Origin of the sequence: Vibrio sonorensis, from assembly GCF_001854765.1 — a bacterium.
Lineage (GTDB): Bacteria > Pseudomonadota > Gammaproteobacteria > Enterobacterales > Vibrionaceae > Vibrio > Vibrio sonorensis.
The window spans coordinates 347,706-369,038 of the sequence record NZ_LJJE01000092.1 but is presented as its reverse complement, the minus strand read 5'-3'; the positions used below and the strand labels follow the sequence as shown (position 1 = coordinate 369,038).

Genomic DNA, 21,333 nt, shown 5'->3' with positions numbered 1-21,333 from the left:
ATATAAGTATTCACACAAGTAAGCCGTGGATGCTTCAACTTTAAGGTCAAACGATGAGTTGGCCTCAACTTCAAACGATTCACCACTATTAAATGTCATCCAGTCGCTATCGGATTTGCGCCTAATTGTTAACGCTCCTTTGACGACGGTCATGCGCTCAGCCGCTTCTGTACCAAAAGTGTATTCACCTGGCGCCATAACACCAACACTTGAGTTGTCCTGACTTTGTGTGAAACCTAAGGATTGTACGCCACCTTGAAAATAAACATTGTGTTTTATCATTTTACTCTTCCTTGAATACCGCGCTAATTCAGCGCAACAACTTTAACAAACAACAACTTTTACCGTAACTTCTTCTTTTCATCAAGGATAATAGGAACTCAGACGACTATTCTTGCTGGGTAAACTGATATAAATGATGATTAGAAACGTATACATCTCTATGATTCAACTAGAATGTTTACTCCGAGACTATCAACCGATCCGTTGGTACAGTTTCAATATGGGCTTTCCTATCTAAGCCACCATGAGGCTAAACTCGCGATAGGGGTTTGATAAGACGGTATCACAATGACAAACAAAGCATCGAAAATACCCACTAATAGGCTGTCCAGGTTTGGAAAAGTCGCCTCCCTTGCCACTCGAATTGGCGGCAATATAGTCAGTCAAGGGACCAAGCAATTAATCAAAGGTCAAAAACCGAATACAAAGGACCTGCTCCTTACACCCGACAATATATTAAAAGTGACCAATCAGTTGGCCCACTTACGGGGCGCGGCTATGAAAATTGGTCAAATGATCTCTATGGATTCAGGGGATCTGATTAGCCCAGAGTTAGCCGACATACTTGCTCGTTTAAGAGCCGATGCGAATCCCATGCTCCCTAGTCAACTCACTGACACCATGAGCAAGGGGTTGGGGCAAGAGTGGAAGAGCCAGTTTATGGCATTTAACTACGCCCCCATAGCCAGTGCGTCCATTGGTCAAGTGCACAAGGCAATAACAGATGACGGAGTTAACGTTGCGGTAAAAGTACAGTACCCCGGAGTAAAAAACAGCATTGATAGTGACGTGACCAATGTAAGTACCTTGCTCAATATCGTCGGCTTGATCCCAAAAGGGGTTGACCTAGAGGGGTTACTTGAAGAGGCGCGTCATCAGTTGCACGACGAAGCCAACTACCAGCGCGAAGCTGCAATGCTCGAAAAGTTTCACTCTTACTTGGGCAGCAGTGAACATTTTGTTGTGCCAAAACCGCACTTAGATCTTTCTAGTGACACCGTACTAACCATGAGTTTGGTCGAAGGGATCCCGATAGAATCTATCCAGCGATGCGAATTATCAACTAGAAACCATGTTATGACTCAGCTGTTAAATTTGCTCTTTAAAGAATTATTTGAGTTCAAGCTAGTACAGACGGATCCCAACTTTGCCAACTATCTCTACAACACGGATACGGGCAAAATCGTTTTACTCGACTTTGGGGCAACGAGAGAATACAAAACCTCATTTAGCGATGGCTATCGTCGCGCTTTTCAGTCCGTGATCAATCAAGATATGCAGGGCTTAGAAAAGGCACTCTCCACGATCGGCTTTTTTAATCAGCAGATATTAAGTGAGCAGAAAAAGGCCATTTTGGATCTTGTTTATATGGCTTGTGAGCCTATGCTTCACAATGGGCAATACGATTTTGGCAACAGTGACTTAGCCACTCGTTTACGCGAGGCAGGACGAATTCTTAGCTTTGAGCAGAACTATTGGCACACACCGCCAGCTGATGCGCTTTTTCTACACCGAAAAATAGGTGGGCTATACTTATTAGCATCTAGGCTTAATGCGAAAGTTGATGTAAGAAGTCTCGTACTGGCTTATCTATAAAGCATTGACTTTCATAACTTTTGGCACAAGATCAAACTTTATTATTAGAGGATTGCAATCATTTCAGTTCTACAGCAACCTACAATGCACAAATGATGTAGTTTAGGTAGTACTTAATATGATGGCGAGCCAAGGCAAGTTTAAAACCAATGTGAAAAGGCATTCGCTGATGACGAGAATCACTTTTTATAAGTATGCCTTTTCTACCGCTTTCGCCCTTTTAGCCGTTGGCTTCTCTCTTCTACTCTATTTCAGTTATCAAGATTACGTGCACCCAAGGCATGTGTACGGAAAATGGATAGAAATCGGGACCCCCAAATACAACACCGAAGTGCTCACCCTCAACGCAAACGGCGTGTGGCGCAATGGACGATTTGTCACCACTCAGTTTGACTTTAACGGTCAAGAGATAACAATTCAGACGGGAAATGGGATAGCGATATACCAACTTTCCGGTACATTTGAATCGCCACAACTCAAACGAGTAAACCCTAAAATGCCACTTCAGCGCTTTATTAAGCAAGGCTATGAACACACGGTGGATATGGAAGGCTCTGGCTCTGCGAATAATCGCAGAGCTGTTCTGTCTCAGCACTTTAAAGAGAAGTAATCAGCCCGTTAACACTGAATCTCGCGGATATTTAATGATCGACGGTTCCGGTCGAGCAAGCATATAAGCCAATGTCAAAGGGCCTATTCGCCCGATTATCATTACCACAATCATCACATACTTCCCTACTTCCGAAAGCTGCTCAGTCAGTCCCACGGTGAGGCCAACCGTTGCAAATGCCGAAATAGTTTCAAACACCACTTTTTCGAATGGTGCGTTTTCACTGATCATTAGTACAAACATGGCAATGGTTAACACCGCCCCACTCACGACAATGATCGCCAGTGATTTAGTCACTGTCTCCCAGCTTACACTGCGTTGAAACATCACTACGTGCTTCTTCTGGCGTAAAAATGCCCACGTGGCCACAAATGCCACTGCAAACGTCGAGACTTTAATCCCGCCACCAGTAGAGGTTGAACCCGCACCGATCAACATTAAAACGATCATAATTAACAGCGTAGGTTGGGTAAATTGAGCTAAATCGACACTGTTAAAGCCAGCCGTCCTCGCACTGGCCGACTGAAAGAATGCCGCTAGCCATTGTCCACTAGCATCCAGTGAGCCCAATGTCTCAACATTGCTGCGTTCTAATAGGTAAACGAACAAGGTACCCGCAAGCAGTAAAGCGGGTGTACCCACCAACATGATTTTGCTGTGCAGTTGTAAACTTTTGACCCCCCTGCGCCAGTTTATGGCAACATCACCAACCACAGTAAAGCCAAGTCCTCCCATGATAAACAGCGCGGAAAGCGCAAATATCACCAGACCAGAGTCAGCAAAATTCATCATACTGTTTGAAAACAGTGAAAACCCAGCATTGTTGAACGCAGAAACCGCGTGGAATGTTGCGTAAAATAGCCCTGCTGCCACCCCATCTCTGGAACCCACTGAATCGCCAATATCACCACACCAATCGTTTCGGCAATCACTGCAAATAAGATGATTTTTTTTACTAAGCTTCGAAGATTGATCCTGACATCTTGCCCCAAAGCGCCTTTGGTTAAAGCTTGCTGACGAAGAGAGAGTTTTACTCCAAACAAATAAAGCAGCACAGCGGACAATGTCATTTGTCCAAGCCCACCCACTTGCATTAAAAGCATCAATAACAGTTGACCGGCAAAGGTGAAGTGCTTCCCAGTATCGACAACTCCTAATCCCGTTACACTAATGGCAGATGTCGCAGTAAAAAGCGCATCAGTGATGCTCAGCCCAGTGACTGAAAATACAGGCAGTGTCAGTAACACCGAGGCAGGAAGAAGAACGGCGAGAAAACTGAGCAAGATAATCCGCGGCTCAGAGCCTTTCTTACTTTTGCCCTCTAGCTTTAAGGCGTAAACGGAAGCAAAGTTAGAAAACATAACTACAACTGCTTTAACGTCTGAGACAGAGTTAGTTGTGGCCCCGCAACAATCAAAACATCACCAATCTCTAATGTCCTGCTCATATCAGGTACACTCTCTATTTCCGGTCCGCGTTTAAATCCGAGTAGCTCAAATCGCGGTTTTTACAAAGTGACAGTTCGCCCAATGTTTTTCCCATTTGCGCCGCACTGATAACAATTTCCGTCATAGCAACACCAGAACCAAGTTGATGAAACTCCAGTACTTGCTTGTCTAGCATTTTCCTCGCGACACGCATTCCCATATCTCGCTCAGGTAAAATAATGTGGTCGGCACCGATTTTTTGCAGGATTTTGACGTGATGTTTGTCGTTGGCTTTTACCCAGACCGACTTTGCACCTGACTCCTTTGCTATCAAGGTAGTCAAGATACTTGCGTTGACATCAGTGCCGATAGAGACCATAACCATATCGTAATCGCCTAGTTTTAGCTCTTCGACCACTTCTTCACTGGTGCAGTTTGCAACTAATGCTTGAGTTGCAAACCCCATAGCCTCGCGAACTTTATCTTCGTCGATATCAATCGCTAATACCTGAGCCCCCGCATCCACCAGTTCGTGACACACTGTAAGCCCAAAACGCCCTAAACCGATTACGGCAAATTGTCTTCTCTCTGGTTTCATTATTGACCCCTTCTTTTTCTGTCTCTCAATCAAAACGATCGCGTAACAATAAGAGTGCATCCACCATAGGAAATATCTCGATGCTTGTCACCGAAATGACCTTACAGAGTGCTCAAAATTGTGCGCCTGTCTAAACTGTTATTCAAATGGTAAATACCCGCTCTGACAAAATTCTGACCGAAATTGATATCGCCGCAATATCAAAAAGTTACTCTGAGCCAATCTCACTAGATCTCTGGTTAAGAGTCGCGTAGGGTTGTATTTCGCTCCTAAACTAAATTACAGAATATTTCGATGAATGAATGGCTAACCTCACTGACTGAATTTATCCAGCGCTGGGATACCAATGTTTTGTTTATAACCGCTGCGAGTTTTTTCGCATGGGTACTCTGGCGCATTGTTTATAACCGATTAGAAATCCTAACCCAGAAAACCCCCTTTAAGTGGGACGATCTCATTCTCGCTGCACTAAAAACCCCGATCAGTACTTTGATTTGGTGTTGGCCCGCAACGATTTCTATTGGCTATTTACTTCAGCAACAGATGGGCGATGAACTCAACTGGTTAAGCACCTTAAAAACGATCCTCATTATTGGTATTTTTATTTGGATCATGATGCGGCTTATCGAAAACATCGAACACTATGTTTTAAGTGAAAAGAAGCGAGATGAAACCACCGTTCAAGCCATTGCCAAAGTAGCCAGACTATTCTTTACCGCTATCGGTATGCTGAGCGTTATGCAAGCCTTTGGATTGAGTTTATCGGGCTTACTGACCTTTGGTGGTGTCAGTGGTTTAATTGTCGGTTTGGCAGCAAAAGACCTACTGTCTAACTTTTTTGGCGGTATGATGATTTACTTTGATCGCCCGTTTAAAGTCGGTGACTGGGTGCGCTCCCCTGACAGGCAGATTGAGGGTACGGTAGAGAGAATCGGCTGGCGCATGACCATCATTCGTACTTTTGACAAACGACCGTTATACGTTCCCAACTCTGTTTTTAGCAATATTGTAGTCGAAAACCCTTCCAGAATGCTCAATCGTCGTATCTACGAAACCATAGGGGTGCGCTATGACGATGCAGCAAAAGTAGAAACCTTAGTCGATGACATCAAGGCGATGTTGTCCGAGCATCCCGACATAGATACTAGACAAACCTTGATTGTAAATTTCAACGGATTTGGTCCTTCATCACTAGATCTGATGGTTTACACCTTTACCAAAACAGTAAACTGGATTCGCTATCACGAAGTAAAACAAGATGTGTTGCTGAAAATTATGACCATTATTCACCAACATGATGCGGATATTGCCTACCCTACCCAGACTATAAAACTGGATCCGCAAGTCGCTTCACAAGCAGAACCACAGATCCTTTCCTAACCCTTTAAAAAAAAGTAGAAGAGACATTGCGTCTTTTCTACTTTTTCATCCGCCACAAGTAACGTCAGCCTTGCAAACTAGTTTTGATTTGCTGTCTCTCTTTCCACTGTATCTTCCGTCGCTTCTGCTGCTTTGTACAAGATCGCCATCACGGCACAGAGAAGTACACAACTACCAAATAGCCAGTTGGCGTTTAAGCTTTCGATCACGATCCCCCCCAATAATGGAGCAGCGGCAAAACCCAAGGAATAAAGGGCTGCAGCACCAAAATAAGAGCCTCTTAAGTGGGCAGGAGCAAGTCTATCTATTTGAACATTTAAGGTCGGAAACGCAATCACTTCTCCTAGGCTTAAAACAAAACATGCGATCCCCCAGCCAATAGGCCAGTCAACCGGTGTGAGCATAAAACCAACCTGAGCCGCACCCATCAAAAGCATCCCTATTCGGGTACGTGTAAATAGAGGGACTTTCTCCAAAAGCTTTAACATCGGGAACTGGAACACAATAATGGTCAGCGTGTTCACCAGCACTAGTCCCGCGATAATCGATGCTGCTTCGTCACCCGTTGAACGTACAATCACCTGCGGAATTGATGAATCTAACTGCGCGTAAACAAACATCATGATGAAGTTTGCCACCATCAACAGCATAAACACCCTATCTTTGCGGATGACATTTAGCGTCGCTCTAAAATTGGGCAATTGAGATAGGTCTGGCTTTTTGAACTTCCCTCTGCGCTCGATGCCAAAGAACAGCCAAATACCGTAGATAACATAAGTTACACCCGTTATATAAAACAGATCTTGGGGCGCACTCAATGCTAAAGTTACACCTATAAGCGGGCCAAAAGCACCACCTAAGTTCAATAGAAAATAGCGAATATTGAGCGCGAGTTCTCGGTCGGTTAGGTTTTGTAAATTGTCACCTATTACCGCTTTAGAAGGCGCTTCGATCATCGGCCTCATCAAGCCGCTCATCACAATAAGAACAAAAAACTGCCATGCTTGGTTCGCCATGGCAATGCCAGAGTATGCCAGTATCGCAATCAAGACTCCCGCCATCATCACCACTTTGCGGCCAAAACGGTCAGAGAGGTACCCAGTGTACAAACCGGCGACAGACCCAACCAAGGCCGAAGTCGCTAGCATTGCACCCACGTCTATCGCAGAAATACCATAATCTTGATACAGAAACACTATCAAAAAGGGCCAAGCCATAAAGTAGCTGGTTCGGGCAAGTAGAACGCCACCTAAGACCGTCCACACCGAAAAATTAAACCGTTGGATTCGTTGCCATTTAAACAAACTGGATTCACTTTCCATCTTAAACCACTCCTTACTGACATTGACGACACTCCGATACCACTGGGGATGTGATGGAGTTCAAATATTTTCTCTTTTTTGTCAGTATACGAATTTAATATAGAAAAGATAGCCCCGCTTCCTTTCACAAGGCTAAGCGGGGCATTTTTATATGTTATTGAGTATAACGTTCTAATTTATATGCCGATTTAAACTCTAATTCTGGTAACCAAGCTGAGCTGATGCCAGTTTTATCTCTGGCGTTTTCCACCAAAATGTCGTGTTAATATCATTTTTATAGTCAATGGTTTCTCCCACCATTGGAGTGACTAAATGAGCGCCTGTTTTCTCTGATTCAGCAATCAAATCGTTGATAGGTTCATCCCAGCGGTGAGCAAACAGCTCGTATGTCGACCAATGTACGGGAAACAACATATCAGCGTTTAGATCAACATAAGCCTGCATGGTGTGTTTTGCTTGCATATGTCCCCAATTTTCTACTGGATAACCTTTGCCTTCTTTAACATTGGCCGCCACTTCAATAAAGGCCAAGTCAAAGGAACCAAACTTATCACCGATTTGCTTAAAGTGAGTGTCATAAGCGGTGTCACCACTGTAAAACACGCTGTGCTTATCACTGCGAATAACCCAAGAACACCAAAGCGTAGTATTGGCGTCAAAACCTTTTCGGCCAGAGTTGTGATTAGCTGGTGTGGCCGTTAGTTCTACACCGTCGACATTCGCCGACTCCCACCAATCAAACTCTTTTATCTGTTGCGGGGCCACGCCCCAGTTTTCAAGGTGGCGACCAACGCCTAGTGGAACGTAAAACTCAACGCCTTTCGCCGCGAAATAGCGAGCAGTGCTCTCTTCAAGGTGGTCATAATGGTCATGCGAAATCACAATAGCATCTGGTAATGGCAAATCTTCTCGGGCAATTGGCGCGGACACATTTCTCAAAAACAGTCTTTGAGCGATCCAAGGAGACGCATATTCAAAAACGGGATCAATCAACAATCGTTTATTGGCCATTTCAACAAACAGGCTTGAATGCCCGAGCCACGTCACCCTTAGAGCCTCAGAGCGCTGCTCTAACGCAACTGGGTTGATTGGCTGATATGGTAAAGGCTTGGAAGGTTTCAGTTCACCTCGTTGTGATACAAACTTCCACAACACGGTTGTCATGCTTTCATTGGTATCAACACTTGGCATTCTGGTGATCGCTTTATTGCCGGAAAACTGTTCAGATTGAGCGATCCGTTCTTGCCGTATCGCTTCACTTTTCGTTAGTTCATTGCCGGTATCGGCTCTCGACCATTGGTGGGCACCCATGACTCCCACAACAGAGAGGATTGAAGCTTTTAGAGTATTACTCATTTTCATGACCTATGTGCTATCCAGAAAAGTAAACGATGGTGTATACTTTAGTAATAATAGAACCAAAAGTAAACACCATCGTTTACTTTTCTATCTAACGGACATTTAAATGGTTAAAGTAAGTGATATAAAACAAGAAGATATCATCCGTTCTGCCATAGAAGTTTTTTCTCAAAAAGGCTTCGAGCAAGCGAGCATGGAAGGTATTTCCAAACAAGCAGGCGTATCCAAACGCACACTCTACAAGTACTACCCAAACAAAGAAGCCCTGTTTGAAGTCATTGTAGACAAGCTAATATGTCGCTTTGATGACCAATGTAGACTTCAATTTGAACCTTCTGTGTCAGTGCTAGAGCAGTTGGTGGCTTTTACGGTTCGCCAAATGGCTTATATGACGACAAGCGATTTTCAGATGATGGCCCGCTTGGTAATGACCGAGTGCATGAAATGCCCTGAGAGCTCGAAAGTTTTGATGGCGAGGTTTGCAAGTATTGAAGACTCATACGGACTGAAATGTTGGGTTCAAGAAGGCATAGAAGCTGGGGTACTCACCGTTGATGATGTGGCACTCGCTATCGAGCAATACATCGGCAGCATAAAAGCCGTTGTGTTTTGGCCTCAGCTATTAGGTCACCTTCCCCCTCCCACTGAACCAGCGGTCAGACTTGCTGTTGAGTCCGCCGCCGAATCCTTTGTTGCTAGATATCAAAACGGTGAATAATCTCAGCCCGCACTGCGGGCTTTTACTCTCTAAAACAAACTGTTACCAACACTTCAACACAAGCAACTACTATCTCTTCCAAGTTTGTCTCATATACGAGACGTCTCATTTTTGAGACTTTATTTTGCAAATAAAACAGATATCGTGACTGTTTTCTAACAACCTAATGAAAAGCAAGAATTTTTGAGGGATCTGCCTATAGTGTTCAGATCCGCGTTGGCTAACGATATGTTGAATGCAATGAATAGAGTGAGTAGAAGGTTTCCTTCAATGAATGAAGCTTTTGGCTATTTGCCAAACTTGCTTCCCGTTGTGTTGATTTTCTCAGCCGTGTTTGTGCTCTCTTTTGTCGCCAATATCTTTTTTACTGAGAAAAGCGTTCAACGTCACGGCCAATCATCGGTCCAAACTTTGGAAACTTACCTAACACAAAAATCCAAAGACCTATTAAGGCTAGAGACTCAATATTCCAATCAATGTAGTCCCCTAGATGTCACTGGTTTGCGTTCATTTATCTTTGATTCTCATATGGTCAAAGAAGTCGGGCTGTTTAAAAACGGTCGTGTCTATTGCAGTAGTAATGGTGATAACACCCCTAGAGCAATTCCAAAAGATTTACACCAACGTCTGCAAGACTCCACTGGGCTAAGTACGGTTTCACTGGCACATCCCGCACAAAAAATTCAAGCACTGAGTATCTTTGCGCAAAATGGAAACGACTCCGGTGCGTATGCGACGCTTCCTATTCAACAATTTGTCGACTTAATTGTCCCTGCTCTCACAGAGCGTCACTACGGGTACAAAATTGAAGTACTCAATCGGGTCATCGCAACAGAAGCTGGCACCGACCAAAGCGGGTTTTCCCAGCAGGCATTCACCTCTGAAAACTATCCTATAGCAGTAACTCTGTATTTAAACGCAGCAACCTACCAACACTATGCCACTAATAATATTTGGCAAACCATTATTCTCGCTAGCTTACTCTCGCTGTTTTACTTGTTAGTGCGGTATAAGACTCTTGCAAAGCGATCGATGGAGTTCTCTTTGTTGAGTGCTATTGAGCAAGACCAAATTGATCTCTACCTGCAACCCATCATAGATTCAGATACTCATGCACTTGCCGGAAGTGAAGCTTTGGTCAGGTGGAATCACCCTACTCAAGGTCAAATCTCTCCTGAGATTTTTATTCCATTGGCTGAAAAACTGGGGGTAATTGATCAGATCACTGAAAGAACTATCCAGAAAGTCACTGAGTTTATTTACATCAACCAAGCGCAGATAAAAGGGAAGTATATCAGTATTAACCTAAGCCGTTCCCTCGTGCTTTCTCCTGAGTTTATGGACTACCTCCGCGGCTATGCTTTTAAACACCCGACCGTGGTTAAACAGCTCTTGTTGGAAATCACCGAAGATATTCACTTCTCTCCGCGTCAACTGGATACCGCATTAAGAGCGTTAAGGGAGCTTAATGATTTGGGGTTCAAAATTGCCATTGACGACTTCGGAACTGGCTATTCAGGATTAAACTTTATTCGTTTGCACTCGTTTCATGTGATGAAAATAGACAAAGTATTTATCAAGGCGCTACATTCAGACGCCTCAATCACGCCGGTACTCGCATCAATGATACAGCTAGGCAAAGAACTGGGAATGAAGATCATAGCTGAAGGCGTAGAAACCGAAGAGCAGCTTGTTCAACTGAAAAAGCTAGGAGTAAAATACATCCAAGGCTTCTACTACTCTTACCCCGTCAAACCGGAAGAGTTGCTCAAACTGGGCAACAACTTGGTAGCGCCTCAGTTAGAGCAAGTAAGAGTTTACCAGTGATGGTTAAACTTGGATTGCATTGCTCGGCTTATAGGTAGCTTTTCTTCTCCGATAATCAAAGACATTTTGCCGGTGAGCTCTTTTTTCACTTTAGAGATGGCAGAGACATTCACTAACGTTGAACGGTGTATCTGCCAGAATTGCTCAGGATCCAGTTGAGTCATCAAATCCTTGAGTGACGTGCGAAGAAGAAACTCTTCTTTACCGTGAATTCCGGATTTAAACAAAGAGACGTATTTGTCCTCTGCCTTGAAGTAAAGCACATCGTCAACAGAGACCAAAAGAATATCGTCACCCTTGCTGACTCGTATCCACTTAAGGTACTCAGGGGCTTTACTTGAATTAACCTGATTTAACGTTTCAAGCAATTTGCCGAGGTCGGTGTTTTCTTCTGTTTGATCTAGACGGCTTTTAATTTTCGCAATGCACGCGTCCAAACGCTTGTCGGAAAGGGGTTTAAGCAAATAGTCTATTGCGTTGTTTTCAAAAGCCTTCACCGCATATTCATCAAACGCAGTGATAAAGACAATCAGAGGTGGGTTAGGAAGCTTTTGCAACTCAGTGGCAAGCGACATACCGTCGAGCTCCGGCATTCGAATATCGAGAAAAGCAATGTCTGGCTCTTCGCAGGTGATCATTGCCAAGGCTTGCCCGCCATTTCCCGCTAATCCAACAACCTCAAGCTCAGGCCAAGCATCGGCCAACTGCTTGTTTAAGTGATGACGCAACAAGGGTTCATCATCGGCAATAATAGCGGTTACTCGTTTCATACTACATTCCATTGTTAGTTTTTAGTGTTTTCAGCGCTTGTGCATTAATGGTAATTTCACTGACTACTCCAGTGCCACATCCCTCTTTTAGCTCTAACTCTGCTTGTCCATCAAATAGGGTTTTTAATCGTTGGCGAATGTTGTCTAACGCCACACCATTTCCCTTTGTCGAATAGGCGCAATTAAACCCAACCCCAGTGTCTGCTACTACAATTTGCAACGCCTGCTCATCACCTTTTACGGAAACACTAATATGCCCGGGTTTCGCACTTGGCTCTACGCCGTGCTGAACGGCATTCTCCACCAGCGGCTGAAGCAGCAGTGGTGGTAACATAACGTCGGTATTATCTACATCGGTATCGATTTGATAACTAAGTCGTTCGCTTAATCTCACTTGTTGGATGCCCAGATAAGCCTCGACCAAATCGAGTTCGTCTTGCAGCGTCACCAAATTGGAACGACTTTTGTTCAGCGTGGCACGCAGTAGGTCTGTCAGCTTTTGCAGCATCTTTTTTGCTGAGTCGGGATCGGTTTCGATCAATACGCTTATGTTGGCTAGTGTATTAAACAAGAAGTGTGGTTCAATTTGACTCTGTAGTTGGTTTAACTTGCTTAGAAGCAGTGTTTTTTCTTGGTCAGCCTGTTTGCGCTTCGACACTTCGAGCTGTTTTTCTGCTACTAATTTTTGCTCGTGAGCATAAAAGTAAAAAAAGCACGCTAACGTAAATATGAAACCCAAGATTATCACGGATTGAAGATCTGAAAATCCATTAAACTGATCAAAGCGGTTTAGCCAAAAATACGCATTCCCCGTCCCTAACGTCATAGCCCCCGCTACGGAAAGTAAATTGAGTTGCCTCAACGTGATATTGGGGAAGCACAACATCAACAGGTGCGCAGATGCAACAGCGCTGTAGCCGTACCCTAAACTGATCACAATGTGATGAAACCAAGCTCCACTCCAAATCATTTTGGTGATCACTGAAATGATTAAGCAGAAAATGGTAGTAAAGAACAGGCTTCTGCCCGCGACTTTCAAACTTCTATTTAAAGGTTCCATCAGAATTTTCCTTTTATATTAAAAAGAATCATATACTTATCTCCAATGCTTGAGTAAGCAGATTCTGAGTTTCCGCCGTAAAATCGTGCTGCAACTTCCATTTCTAACGATGCATCACCACTGTCGTAACTGTTGTATTTTAACCATTGAGTGACAGACACTCCGCCATCCTGCGGGGAAATCATCACATCTAGGGTAGGGGTTACATCCGATAACCAAAGGTAAGACTTACTCCAGTCCCATTGACTCCATGCACTGCTATCCAAGGTCCAATGGACCAACAAGTTATGCTGAACAAGATTGTAATTTCCGTAACCTCTCGCATAGGAGCTTGCCAACCGGCTAGTCACTGGCGACGTTCTTAGGGTCTGAGCACGTTGCCTTGCCTTATCCCAGTCATTCTTGTCCCAACTGCGACTGTCAAACCAGTATTCTGCAATTACCGTTTGCCCAGACGCACTAGACCAGTTTACACCAGCTAGCGCTTGGTAGCCGTGGTCGCTCTGTTGCAGACTAACAGGAGAATAACTGTCTTGAATTTCAAACGCTTGATAGTGGCGCTGATACAAACCAGAAAGATGAAAAGCGGTTGTGCTACCAAGTACCCCAACTAAGGTGCTACCAACAAGCCCATGTCGTACATCGTCGTAATAGGCGACCCATTGCCATTCGTAGTCTCCCATCAAGGCGTAGCGTCTTAAGCCGATGCCTTGCTGTTGAGTTGCTTGCGAAAGCTCACTCGCTTGCTGATCTACCCAGCTTGAATCTGTGTAAACCACACTCCACTCCGCGTCGGCTGAGAAGTATGAAGCGAGAAGAGTTCCCGCCCCCTCTTCTACTTGTACGCCAACGGGATTTCGGCGATAAGGTTTAAAGATATCTAAAGGGCGATAACCGTAGCCAACACCCCAATCTAAACGCACCTTACCAATGGTGTAATCAATTGAGTAATCACCAATGTCTAGCCAATTCTGATAAAACAACTCCTGAATTACCAGCTCCCCTTTGTACTCTGCACCATACTTATTGCTGATAAGGTTTTCACCTTTGGCTGCGATTAACGCCGTCCACTCCTTCCAGTTAACTTCTACATCGATCACGGCGTCCAGCGATTGTGACTCCGACTCAACTGGCTCGCCACTCCACGGTGACGAGCGATAAGTTTGATGACTCGCGCTAAGTGTCATATCCCAATTGGTAGACAACTCATTAGCACTAAGTCCTGTGGTCGTGACTAACAGTAAAGGGAGCAAGCGTTTCATAGACCTAACTCACTGTTTCGAGTTAGGTACGAAGGGTTGTAAAACTTGTCGTCCAGTTTATACGCCTCAACACTCTGATACTCAATCACGGTTTTCTTCGCTGGCTGGATCTGATCTAACAGTGTCATCGCAATCACATGAGTTTGATTGTTGCGCAGACCAGAGGTAAATACCGCCTGTTTAGCAAGCTTCCCAGAGCGCAAATAAAGATCCGCTTTAACCGGAAAGTCATTGTTCCTATCTAACCACAAAGTAATGGTTTGATAGCTGGCACCACTGGTTTTCGCTTTCAATTCTAATTGATTGGTTAAAACCGTTTGACTGCCTACGCTGATTGCCGTTTCAGCAATAAAAGTACCATTGTAGTCTTCACTCCAAGTCAGTGTAGAGATGTCACCCACTGAGGCTTCTCCCAGCAGCTTCTGCATTGGCGTGATACGGATTGGACGGCGGCTCTTGGGCATAACTAGCCAATAGTTGTCGCCCAACATCAACATTTTTTGTCCTGCTTCGGTTTTAGACTTAAACAACACTAAAGACTCGCGGTTTTCACGGGTATAAACATGGTATTCATTGGACTTTTCAAGCTCGCCATTTTCAAAGAGCTTGACGGTAGAAACCACTTTTGCCGTGTCTTCCCCCAACCTAAATTGATCGGCGTTGAATAGCATCTGCTCAACATTGGCAGCGTAAGCGAAAGAAAGTGTTGCACTTGCTGCCCAAATTAGAAGTGTTTTAAACATAAATCAGTGCCTCTGTAATTGGTTTGTTCACCCCTTTGCGCGCTGAAAACCAGCCGGCAAGTAGGCAAATTAAGACCACGCCGAATGTGGTGTACATAAACAGTTCTGGTGAGAAGTAGATATTTAGTGGATACCCTTCAGTACTTCCTGGAGGAGGTGGCATTTGAACATCGAACACCATTAATGCCACGCTGGTTAATGCCGTTAGCACACCGCCAATCACAGCCCCTATCAAGGCCATTAGGCTAGATTCGCGCACAAAGCCAGCAATGATTTCATTAGGGTAAGTGCCCAATGCCGATAAGGTGCCTATTTCTCTGGTGCGCTCAGTCACAGACATCGTTAAGGTGTTAAATAGAGAAACAAACACCACCAAACCCATCACTAGACCCAAAATTCCAAAGATGCGGTTGTAGAGATCTTTTACCTTTTCGTAGTAGAAAGCGCGCTCTTGCCAAGGTGTTACCTCAACCACTTCTGCTAAACCCATTTGTTCTAATAGACTTCGCACCTTTGCAGTCATCGATTCCGTCTGATCCGTATCTAGCAAGAATACCGACAAAGTGCTGACTTTATCGCTAACCAACATCTCTTTTGCCGAGTCGATATGAAGATAGAGTTCGCGTTTATCAAGCTCAGGCATTCCCGTCGAATAGATGCCTCTCACTTTGAAGTCCAGAGCGTTTAACGCGCCCTCGCTCGTGGTCGCTAAAATCGTGATCCAGTCGCCAATCGTAACGTTCAAGTTTTTCGCCAAATCTTTAGCTAACATGACTTCTGGTTCATCTGGATTGTACCTAGTACTGCTTGTACTAGAGAGCGTTTTGCCTTCTCTTACATCTAAAAACGGCCCTTTCATATCAAATTCGCGGTCGTTGACCCCTTTGCCCATAAAAATGGTCGATTTACTTCCGTTTGAGATAAGACCGTTGAACTCAATTTTGGGCTGAACACCACGAACTTCTTTTAAAGAGATCAGTTTGCGAACAATTTGCTCTGCATCAGCTAGACCGTTCGAGAGCGGCATCTCTTCGTCTTGTTCGAAGTAACCATGTTTGTGAAGCGTTAAGTGGCCAACATCGCGAGCTGTCGATTCTTCTAGCGATTGGTAGGTATACAAACCAAATCCACCTGCGCTGGTCAGCGCAAATACAGCAATGGCTACGATGGCAATAGAGAGTGCGCTCCGACGGCCATTTCGACTGAGATTTAAAAAAGCGATTTTTACCGATTGAGGTATTAGCTTGCCCATTGAATCGTCTCCTTAACTAACTGACCATCCACCAAGTTGATTGAGCGATCACAGCGAGTTGCCATACGGTGATCATGTGTGGCAACAACAAATGTCGTTCCCATCTCGTGGCCTAGCTCTTTCATAAGGTCGATAACAAGATTTGCGGTTTGGCTGTCCAAGCTAGCGGTGGGTTCGTCCGCGATAACCAGTTTAGGGTTGTGAATAAGCGCTCTAGCAATCGCCACTCGTTGTTGCTGACCACCAGACAAACGATCTGGCCGATGATTGATATACTCTTCCAGCCCCACTCGGCAAAGGATCTCTTTAGCTCTGTTTTTCTGTTCAGTTTGATTAAATCCGTTTAACATCAGTGGGTAAGCTACATTTTCCAAGGCAGACATCACTGGAATTAAGTTAAATCTCTGAAATACAAAACCCAGATTGGTACGACGCATAGACGCCGCTTCAAATGGTGTTTTTGGTGTAGGAACACCATCGAACGTCACCTCTCCTTGATACTCCATATCTAATAAACCAAGAATGTTAAGTAGTGTACTTTTACCGGAACCAGAAGGACCACAAAGCGCTACCATTTCGCCATTTTCGATTTGTCCATTCACGCCTCGTAGGGCGTGAACAGATTGGCCACCTAGCTGATACTGCTTTTCGATGTTAGTAAACTTAATCATAACGCCACCTTAAGCTGCTTTATCCAATAGCGCTTGAGCTTGAATCGTCATTGGGTTGTCACTGCCTAGTTGCTTCATCTCTTCCAGCCATTTCAGACCTTGTTCTTTATCTTCAGCTCTTAGAGATGCTTCGATGGCGTAGAAATAAATCCATGACGTTGCTTGGAAATGCTGCGCTTTCATTTCAGGCTTAGCCAAGAGTTCAAGGAACAAGTCATAACCGCGTTCAAAGTGGTTAAACATGTCTGGCAGTGCTGTGTACGTCGCTGCAGCCAGTGCTTCTGCTAACAGATGTTCTTGCATGCCTTGGCGGATCTCCTGAGGAGCATCACTTGGTTGGCTTTCCAACAACGCTAAGCCTTTTGCAATCGTCGCCAGACCTTGTTCCGTGTACTTCATTTTGTTCCAAGGAAGAAACGCGTCACGGCCCATTAGGGTTTCTGTACTGCCTAGATAAACTAGGCTTAACGGCTCAGCACCTTCTTCGTTAATCAGCTGACTCAGTGCCTGATGAACTTGTTCTACTTTGTCTTCGTCGCCCTGCGCCGCAAGATTGTAATCATTGATTAAAGCTTCACTTGGCGTCGCCATTACCGAACCACAAAAAAGCATTGAAGCAATCACTGATTTACATACTGTCGAAATACCGTTTTTCATAATCTTGTCCTGTCCTAACTGTTTGGAATGAGTACAAGTTAAACAACTTAGAGTTCCAGTTTTGGACAATGTGATAAACGGTAGTTATGGGGAGTAAACTGCAATTCCATGGCGTGAATGGTTTGGAAAAAATCTGAGTGGTGAAAAAACGGCGCGAATGGTTTCAGCACTGGGGGGCTGTTAGACCTTCAGTTAAACTTCATTAGGTATAGGGGTAGCAACTTAGAAACTCATTGCATCTTTCGTATTTGCCCTATACTCAATAAAAAAGTTGGCTAACTTATGAACGTATTTGCAATCGTATTTTTCGGCTTGTCTATGACTAGTCTTGTGTTAAATGAAATGGGTAAATGTCCCCTCAAACTTGCAGACCCCGTCGTTTGCCCTTTGTTGCTCTCAGTGTGTTCATCCGTGTTTGTATTTGACCTTATTACCATAATAGGCGACGCCGTCATCTCGCGTTTCAATTTGCCTGAATTACTTTGTACACCTTGTTGCATTGGACTGCTACTTAGCTATATCACACTGCCTTTCTTGCTAGTCTTCTTAGGAACACAAACCATTGCTCGCCTTAAAAAATAGCTAGCTGACTCAACAGCATACCTTTTAAGGAGTACGGACAAGCCGCGCTATTTAGATGATTCATCACCTTGCGAGTGCTCTGGATTATTCATTTCATGTATTGCAAAGCGTTGTAAATGTTGAATAAAGCTTGGGATTTTTTTAGCTAGGTGCTTTCTCGACGGATAAAAAACGTAGAGAACTAAGTCTTCGGGCTCATGTTCCAGTATCACTTTTTCTAATTCACCTGATTCGATTTCAGCTTGGCAAAATTCAAGGGGAAGAATTGCAAGGCCCAAGCCTTGTAAAGTTGCCTGCTTGGCAATTTGCCCACTATTAACTTTGAAAGCAGAGCGAACCCGTTGGGTAACAAAACCTCCTAAACTGTTTTTAAACACCCAAGGCATACCATTTATCGCGGTAAAGCTATTGATGCAGGGCAGGTATTTTAAATCAGTGATCTTTTGAGGTTTTCGCTGTTGTTTTAACAACTTCGGGGACGCCACCACCACACTCTGCCAACGCAGAATTTCCTTAGCAACCCAACTGTTGTCAACCAGTTTTCCTCGGTGGAAACTCAGCACAACATCAAACCCATCTTGCATATCATCGGTTGGATTGGCGCTAGTATCACAGCAAATTGAAATAGCAGGGTTTTGAGAGCAAAACGAGATCAATGCCTGCCCGAATATGGGCGAATCTGGCATAAGAACTTTTAACTGTCCTGACACTTCTTGAGACTGGGAGGTCACCTCCTCCAAAGCATCGCCGAGTTTTTCCATTAATGGTTGGGTTCGCTGATATAAGTGCTCCCCCGCCTCTGTCGCCGTTACTCGTCTAGTGGTTCTATTAAATAGCCGAGTATCCAAACTGTCCTCCAACTGGGCAATATGCCGACTGACGTTGGAAGTAGGTAAATGCAGAAAGTCCGCGGCACGCTTAAAGCTGCGATTTTCATAAACACAAAGAAAACTCATTAGCCACTGCTGCTCAATTTTATCAAGCATTCATTATCCCTTTAATTTGGATTATATAACCCATAATCGCCACTTTATTACCAAATTTGGGCTTATACAATGTTCACCTTAAATATCATTAAGGGATCTATATGAGTTGGTTAGAAAAACTTCTGGAAAAAAAGAACATCATTACAACGAAACGAGCTGCCATCCCCGAAGGTATTTGGACCAAATGCCCAGCCTGCCATCACGTGCTCTATCACCTTGCTCTGGAAGAGAACTTACAAGTCTGTCCAAAATGCGACCATCATATGCGGATGTCCGCAAGAAAGCGGTTAAACAGCTTTCTCGACAAAGAGAATAGAATCGAAATAGGCTCGGAATACCGACCAAAAGATTTACTCAATTTTAAAGACAAAAAACGGTACGTCGACCGTCTAAATATCGCGCAAAAAAACACTTTGGAGCAGGACGCACTATTGGTTATTAAAGGCACCTTGCAGGGATTGCCCGTGGTTGCCTGCGCATTTGAGTTTGATTTTATGGCAGGCTCAATGGGCTCCGTCGTCGGCGCCCGGTTTGTGCGTGCAGTGGACGAAGCCGCTAAACACCAGTGCGCCTTAATCTGTTTTTCCGCAAGCGGTGGGGCGCGAATGCAAGAATCATTAATGTCGCTAATGCAGATGTCAAAAACCAGCGCAGCATTACGCCGCTTCTCAGAAAAAGGGCTCCCTTACATTTCGGTGTTAACGGATCAGACACTTGGTGGCGTATCGGCCAGTTTAGCCATGCTAGGAGACATCAATATTGCCGAGCCCAAGGCGATCATCGGTTTTGCAGGAAGCCGAGTCATAGAACAGACCGTGCGCGAAAAGCTCCCAGAGGCTTTCAACGCAGCGAGTTTCTATTAGAGCACGGCGCGCTTGATATGATCTTAGACAGGCGCGATATGCGTCAGCGCATTGCCGGAATTATCGCAATGTTAACCAATAGCACGCTAGCCCCTAAGCCTTCTAGCTAAATCTCATCAACCGATTGAGGTTCTCTGTTCTGCACCCTCTTCACACTGTAAAAAAGCATGCATGCTGACGCAGCAAATATTAGGGTGCAGATCAATTTCCACATAGAATCAATGCCAAACTTTTGCGCAAAACCACTGAGCGTTATTCCCACCAAAACTCCACCCACATTGGCCGTTAAAGACAATAGCGATATTGCAGTAGCTCGGTGTTCATCTTGGCAGCATCGGTGCATTAAGATAGAGAGGATAGGCTTAACCATAAATAGCACCAATCCAAAGTTCATATAAACAAAGACAAATACGATTGGGGACTGGCTGTTGGCCATTACTACCACTAGCATTGATGTCAGTATAAACATCGCAAGCACTTTCCTAATACTCGTTGCCATAGAGGTCAGTGCCACCCTATTAACCAAGCTCGAAGAACAAGAAGCCAAAGCAAAAAACAGCGCAGACACTGTGCCAAAAAGCAAAGTGTTTACCTCTCTATCTACCAGTTGATGTAGCCATGGTTGCCAATAGGTTTGTACACTGGTTAAAAGTACTCCAAACATCAGTTGTAACAACAAAACCCAGCGTAGTGGCAAACTGCTTAGGCAATGCTTTAACGCCTTTATAAGCACCCGTTTACTATTGGGATTTAGCTGATTTGATTGATGCTCTCCCTCACTAAAAAACCAAGGGCAACTCAGCAAAACAGATAAATGCATGACCAAGCAGAACGAGAGTACCAACAGGTAACCGACACTGTAATCCGCTATTTCTCTGCCCAATTGAACTAAGGCAGTGCCAAGTAACGATCCAGTTGCCATCGCAAATAGCATCCAGCCATGCGCTTTACTCAGTAAAGGTTTTAGTTCGTGATAGCGACCCGTCTGCTTTAGTCGCTGAACGTACCATGCTTCTATCGTTCCAGACCCCAATGCCCGAGCCACCCCGCCAATAAAAGAGGCTAAATAAAGCGCGTAAACAGCATCAAAATAAATAATAAGAAGAAAGTTTATTCCATCAAACACCTTACTGATCTTAAACAGTTTGATATGTCCAAACTTATCGGCCCACACCCCAGAAGGCACTTCAAACACCATAATGCCAAGAAAGTAGACACCGAAAAAAATGCCAATCTGGCTTAAATCCATGCCTTTGTACTGGCAAAACAGAGCAATAACTGGACTAAAAACACTTACCGTTCCAATGTTGAGCGCTTGGTGAAGCTTGTATCGAAAATCTATCTTCATTTCTGGTATCTAGGTTATTT

At 44.3% G+C, this 21,333-nt stretch carries 17 protein-coding genes and 3 pseudogenes; 6 read left to right on the top strand and 14 right to left on the bottom strand.

What is annotated here, in order from left to right:
* A partial coding sequence (gene ppnP / locus BLO31_RS17545; protein WP_070969693.1) for a pyrimidine/purine nucleoside phosphorylase occupies positions 1-282 on the bottom strand: 282 nt, incomplete at its 3' end.
* A 288-nt stretch (positions 283-570) separates the two neighbouring features.
* Here ppnP and BLO31_RS17540 point away from each other — a divergent pair.
* Together BLO31_RS17540 and BLO31_RS17535 are read left to right on the top strand one after the other, a co-directional pair.
* The gene (locus BLO31_RS17540; RefSeq protein WP_070969691.1) at positions 571-1,878 is read left to right on the top strand and encodes an ABC1 kinase family protein; all 1,308 of its coding nucleotides are present in this window, start codon (positions 571-573) and stop codon (positions 1,876-1,878) included.
* A 169-nt stretch (positions 1,879-2,047) separates the two neighbouring features.
* A complete protein-coding gene (locus BLO31_RS17535) occupies positions 2,048-2,488 on the top strand; it encodes a DUF2850 domain-containing protein (RefSeq protein WP_070969767.1) in 441 nt (146 codons plus the stop codon).
* Here the strand turns inward: BLO31_RS17535 and BLO31_RS17530 are convergent.
* Together BLO31_RS17530 and BLO31_RS17525 are read right to left on the bottom strand one after the other, a co-directional pair.
* Positions 2,489-3,849: pseudogene (locus tag BLO31_RS17530) on the bottom strand (TrkH family potassium uptake protein).
* A 2-nt stretch (positions 3,850-3,851) separates the two neighbouring features.
* Positions 3,852-4,513 (bottom strand): annotated as a pseudogene (locus BLO31_RS17525) (potassium channel family protein).
* 294 nt (positions 4,514-4,807) lie between these two features.
* On the opposite strand from BLO31_RS17525, the gene BLO31_RS17520 reads away from it, so the two are divergent.
* Positions 4,808-5,893 carry a mechanosensitive ion channel family protein gene (locus BLO31_RS17520; RefSeq protein ID WP_070969689.1) on the top strand — a complete coding sequence of 362 codons (1,086 nt, stop codon included), beginning with the start codon at positions 4,808-4,810 and terminating at the stop codon, positions 5,891-5,893.
* A gap of 77 nt (positions 5,894-5,970) precedes the next feature.
* On the opposite strand, the gene BLO31_RS17515 is transcribed toward BLO31_RS17520, so the two are convergent.
* Positions 5,971-7,215 (bottom strand): MDR family MFS transporter, encoded by a 1,245-nt coding sequence (locus BLO31_RS17515; RefSeq protein ID WP_070969686.1) that lies wholly within the window; start codon positions 7,213-7,215, stop codon positions 5,971-5,973.
* Between the two features lie 195 nt (positions 7,216-7,410).
* Positions 7,411-8,571 carry an MBL fold metallo-hydrolase gene (locus tag BLO31_RS17510; protein ID WP_139159049.1) on the bottom strand — a complete coding sequence of 387 codons (1,161 nt, stop codon included), beginning with the start codon at positions 8,569-8,571 and terminating at the stop codon, positions 7,411-7,413.
* A gap of 109 nt (positions 8,572-8,680) precedes the next feature.
* Between BLO31_RS17510 and BLO31_RS17505 the strand changes: the two genes are divergently transcribed.
* Both BLO31_RS17505 and BLO31_RS17500 read left to right on the top strand, forming a co-directional pair.
* Positions 8,681-9,292 carry a TetR/AcrR family transcriptional regulator gene (locus BLO31_RS17505; RefSeq protein WP_070969682.1) on the top strand — a complete coding sequence of 204 codons (612 nt, stop codon included), beginning with the start codon at positions 8,681-8,683 and terminating at the stop codon, positions 9,290-9,292.
* 270 nt (positions 9,293-9,562) lie between these two features.
* Positions 9,563-11,119 carry an EAL domain-containing protein gene (locus BLO31_RS17500; protein WP_175443249.1) on the top strand — a complete coding sequence of 519 codons (1,557 nt, stop codon included), beginning with the start codon at positions 9,563-9,565 and terminating at the stop codon, positions 11,117-11,119.
* On the opposite strand, the gene BLO31_RS17495 is transcribed toward BLO31_RS17500, so the two are convergent.
* The 8 genes from BLO31_RS17495 to BLO31_RS17460 all read right to left on the bottom strand — a co-directional run bounded on the left by BLO31_RS17495 (position 11,110) and on the right by BLO31_RS17460 (position 19,102).
* Positions 11,110-11,889 (bottom strand): LytR/AlgR family response regulator transcription factor, encoded by a 780-nt coding sequence (locus BLO31_RS17495; protein ID WP_139159048.1) that lies wholly within the window; start codon positions 11,887-11,889, stop codon positions 11,110-11,112. The genes BLO31_RS17500 and BLO31_RS17495 overlap by 10 nt on opposite strands.
* Position 11,890: 1 nt before the next feature.
* Entirely contained in the window at positions 11,891-12,949 is a 1,059-nt protein-coding gene (locus BLO31_RS17490) for a sensor histidine kinase (protein WP_070969677.1), read from the bottom strand.
* On the bottom strand, positions 12,949-14,211 hold the full coding sequence (locus BLO31_RS17485) for a hypothetical protein (protein WP_070969674.1): 1,263 nt from the start codon (positions 14,209-14,211) through the stop codon (positions 12,949-12,951). The genes BLO31_RS17490 and BLO31_RS17485 overlap by 1 nt, the downstream gene beginning before the upstream one ends.
* Entirely contained in the window at positions 14,208-14,954 is a 747-nt protein-coding gene (locus tag BLO31_RS17480) for an outer membrane lipoprotein-sorting protein (RefSeq protein ID WP_070969671.1), read from the bottom strand. Before BLO31_RS17480 ends, BLO31_RS17485 begins: the two co-directional genes overlap by 4 nt.
* Positions 14,947-16,206 carry an ABC transporter permease gene (locus BLO31_RS17475; protein WP_070969668.1) on the bottom strand — a complete coding sequence of 420 codons (1,260 nt, stop codon included), beginning with the start codon at positions 16,204-16,206 and terminating at the stop codon, positions 14,947-14,949. Before BLO31_RS17475 ends, BLO31_RS17480 begins: the two co-directional genes overlap by 8 nt.
* A complete protein-coding gene (locus BLO31_RS17470) occupies positions 16,194-16,877 on the bottom strand; it encodes an ABC transporter ATP-binding protein (RefSeq protein WP_070969665.1) in 684 nt (227 codons plus the stop codon). The genes BLO31_RS17475 and BLO31_RS17470 overlap by 13 nt, the downstream gene beginning before the upstream one ends.
* Before the next feature lie 9 nt (positions 16,878-16,886).
* The gene (locus BLO31_RS17465; RefSeq protein ID WP_070969662.1) at positions 16,887-17,534 is read right to left on the bottom strand and encodes a hypothetical protein; all 648 of its coding nucleotides are present in this window, start codon (positions 17,532-17,534) and stop codon (positions 16,887-16,889) included.
* A 629-nt stretch (positions 17,535-18,163) separates the two neighbouring features.
* Positions 18,164-19,102, bottom strand: a complete 939-nt coding sequence (locus BLO31_RS17460) for a LysR family transcriptional regulator (protein ID WP_070969659.1) — start codon at positions 19,100-19,102, stop codon at positions 18,164-18,166.
* Positions 19,103-19,203: 101 nt separating this feature from the next.
* Here BLO31_RS17460 and accD point away from each other — a divergent pair.
* Positions 19,204-20,075, top strand: a pseudogene (gene accD / locus BLO31_RS17455) (acetyl-CoA carboxylase, carboxyltransferase subunit beta).
* Here the strand turns inward: accD and BLO31_RS17450 are convergent.
* Positions 20,072-21,313, bottom strand: coding sequence for an MFS transporter (locus tag BLO31_RS17450; protein WP_070969656.1), 1,242 nt, complete (start codon positions 21,311-21,313; stop codon positions 20,072-20,074). The pseudogene accD and the gene BLO31_RS17450 overlap by 4 nt on opposite strands.
* Between the last annotated feature and the right edge of the window lie 20 nt (positions 21,314-21,333).

Bases quoted from the DNA above. Each gene is read 5' to 3' on its own strand.
- BLO31_RS17540 (WP_070969691.1), top strand. From the start codon at position 571: ATGACAAACAAAGCATCGAAAATACCCACTAATAGGCTGTCCAGGTTT.
- BLO31_RS17535 (WP_070969767.1), top strand. From the start codon at position 2,048: ATGACGAGAATCACTTTTTATAAGTATGCCTTTTCTACCGCTTTCGCC.
- BLO31_RS17520 (WP_070969689.1), top strand. From the start codon at position 4,808: ATGAATGAATGGCTAACCTCACTGACTGAATTTATCCAGCGCTGGGAT.
- BLO31_RS17515 (WP_070969686.1), bottom strand. From the start codon at position 7,215: ATGGAAAGTGAATCCAGTTTGTTTAAATGGCAACGAATCCAACGGTTT.
- BLO31_RS17510 (WP_139159049.1), bottom strand. From the start codon at position 8,571: ATGAGTAATACTCTAAAAGCTTCAATCCTCTCTGTTGTGGGAGTCATG.
- BLO31_RS17505 (WP_070969682.1), top strand. From the start codon at position 8,681: ATGGTTAAAGTAAGTGATATAAAACAAGAAGATATCATCCGTTCTGCC.
- BLO31_RS17500 (WP_175443249.1), top strand. From the start codon at position 9,563: ATGAATGAAGCTTTTGGCTATTTGCCAAACTTGCTTCCCGTTGTGTTG.
- BLO31_RS17495 (WP_139159048.1), bottom strand. From the start codon at position 11,889: ATGAAACGAGTAACCGCTATTATTGCCGATGATGAACCCTTGTTGCGT.
- BLO31_RS17490 (WP_070969677.1), bottom strand. From the start codon at position 12,949: ATGGAACCTTTAAATAGAAGTTTGAAAGTCGCGGGCAGAAGCCTGTTC.
- BLO31_RS17485 (WP_070969674.1), bottom strand. From the start codon at position 14,211: ATGAAACGCTTGCTCCCTTTACTGTTAGTCACGACCACAGGACTTAGT.
- BLO31_RS17480 (WP_070969671.1), bottom strand. From the start codon at position 14,954: ATGTTTAAAACACTTCTAATTTGGGCAGCAAGTGCAACACTTTCTTTC.
- BLO31_RS17475 (WP_070969668.1), bottom strand. From the start codon at position 16,206: ATGGGCAAGCTAATACCTCAATCGGTAAAAATCGCTTTTTTAAATCTC.
- BLO31_RS17470 (WP_070969665.1), bottom strand. From the start codon at position 16,877: ATGATTAAGTTTACTAACATCGAAAAGCAGTATCAGCTAGGTGGCCAA.
- BLO31_RS17465 (WP_070969662.1), bottom strand. From the start codon at position 17,534: ATGAAAAACGGTATTTCGACAGTATGTAAATCAGTGATTGCTTCAATG.
- BLO31_RS17460 (WP_070969659.1), bottom strand. From the start codon at position 19,102: ATGCTTGATAAAATTGAGCAGCAGTGGCTAATGAGTTTTCTTTGTGTT.
- BLO31_RS17450 (WP_070969656.1), bottom strand. From the start codon at position 21,313: ATGAAGATAGATTTTCGATACAAGCTTCACCAAGCGCTCAACATTGGA.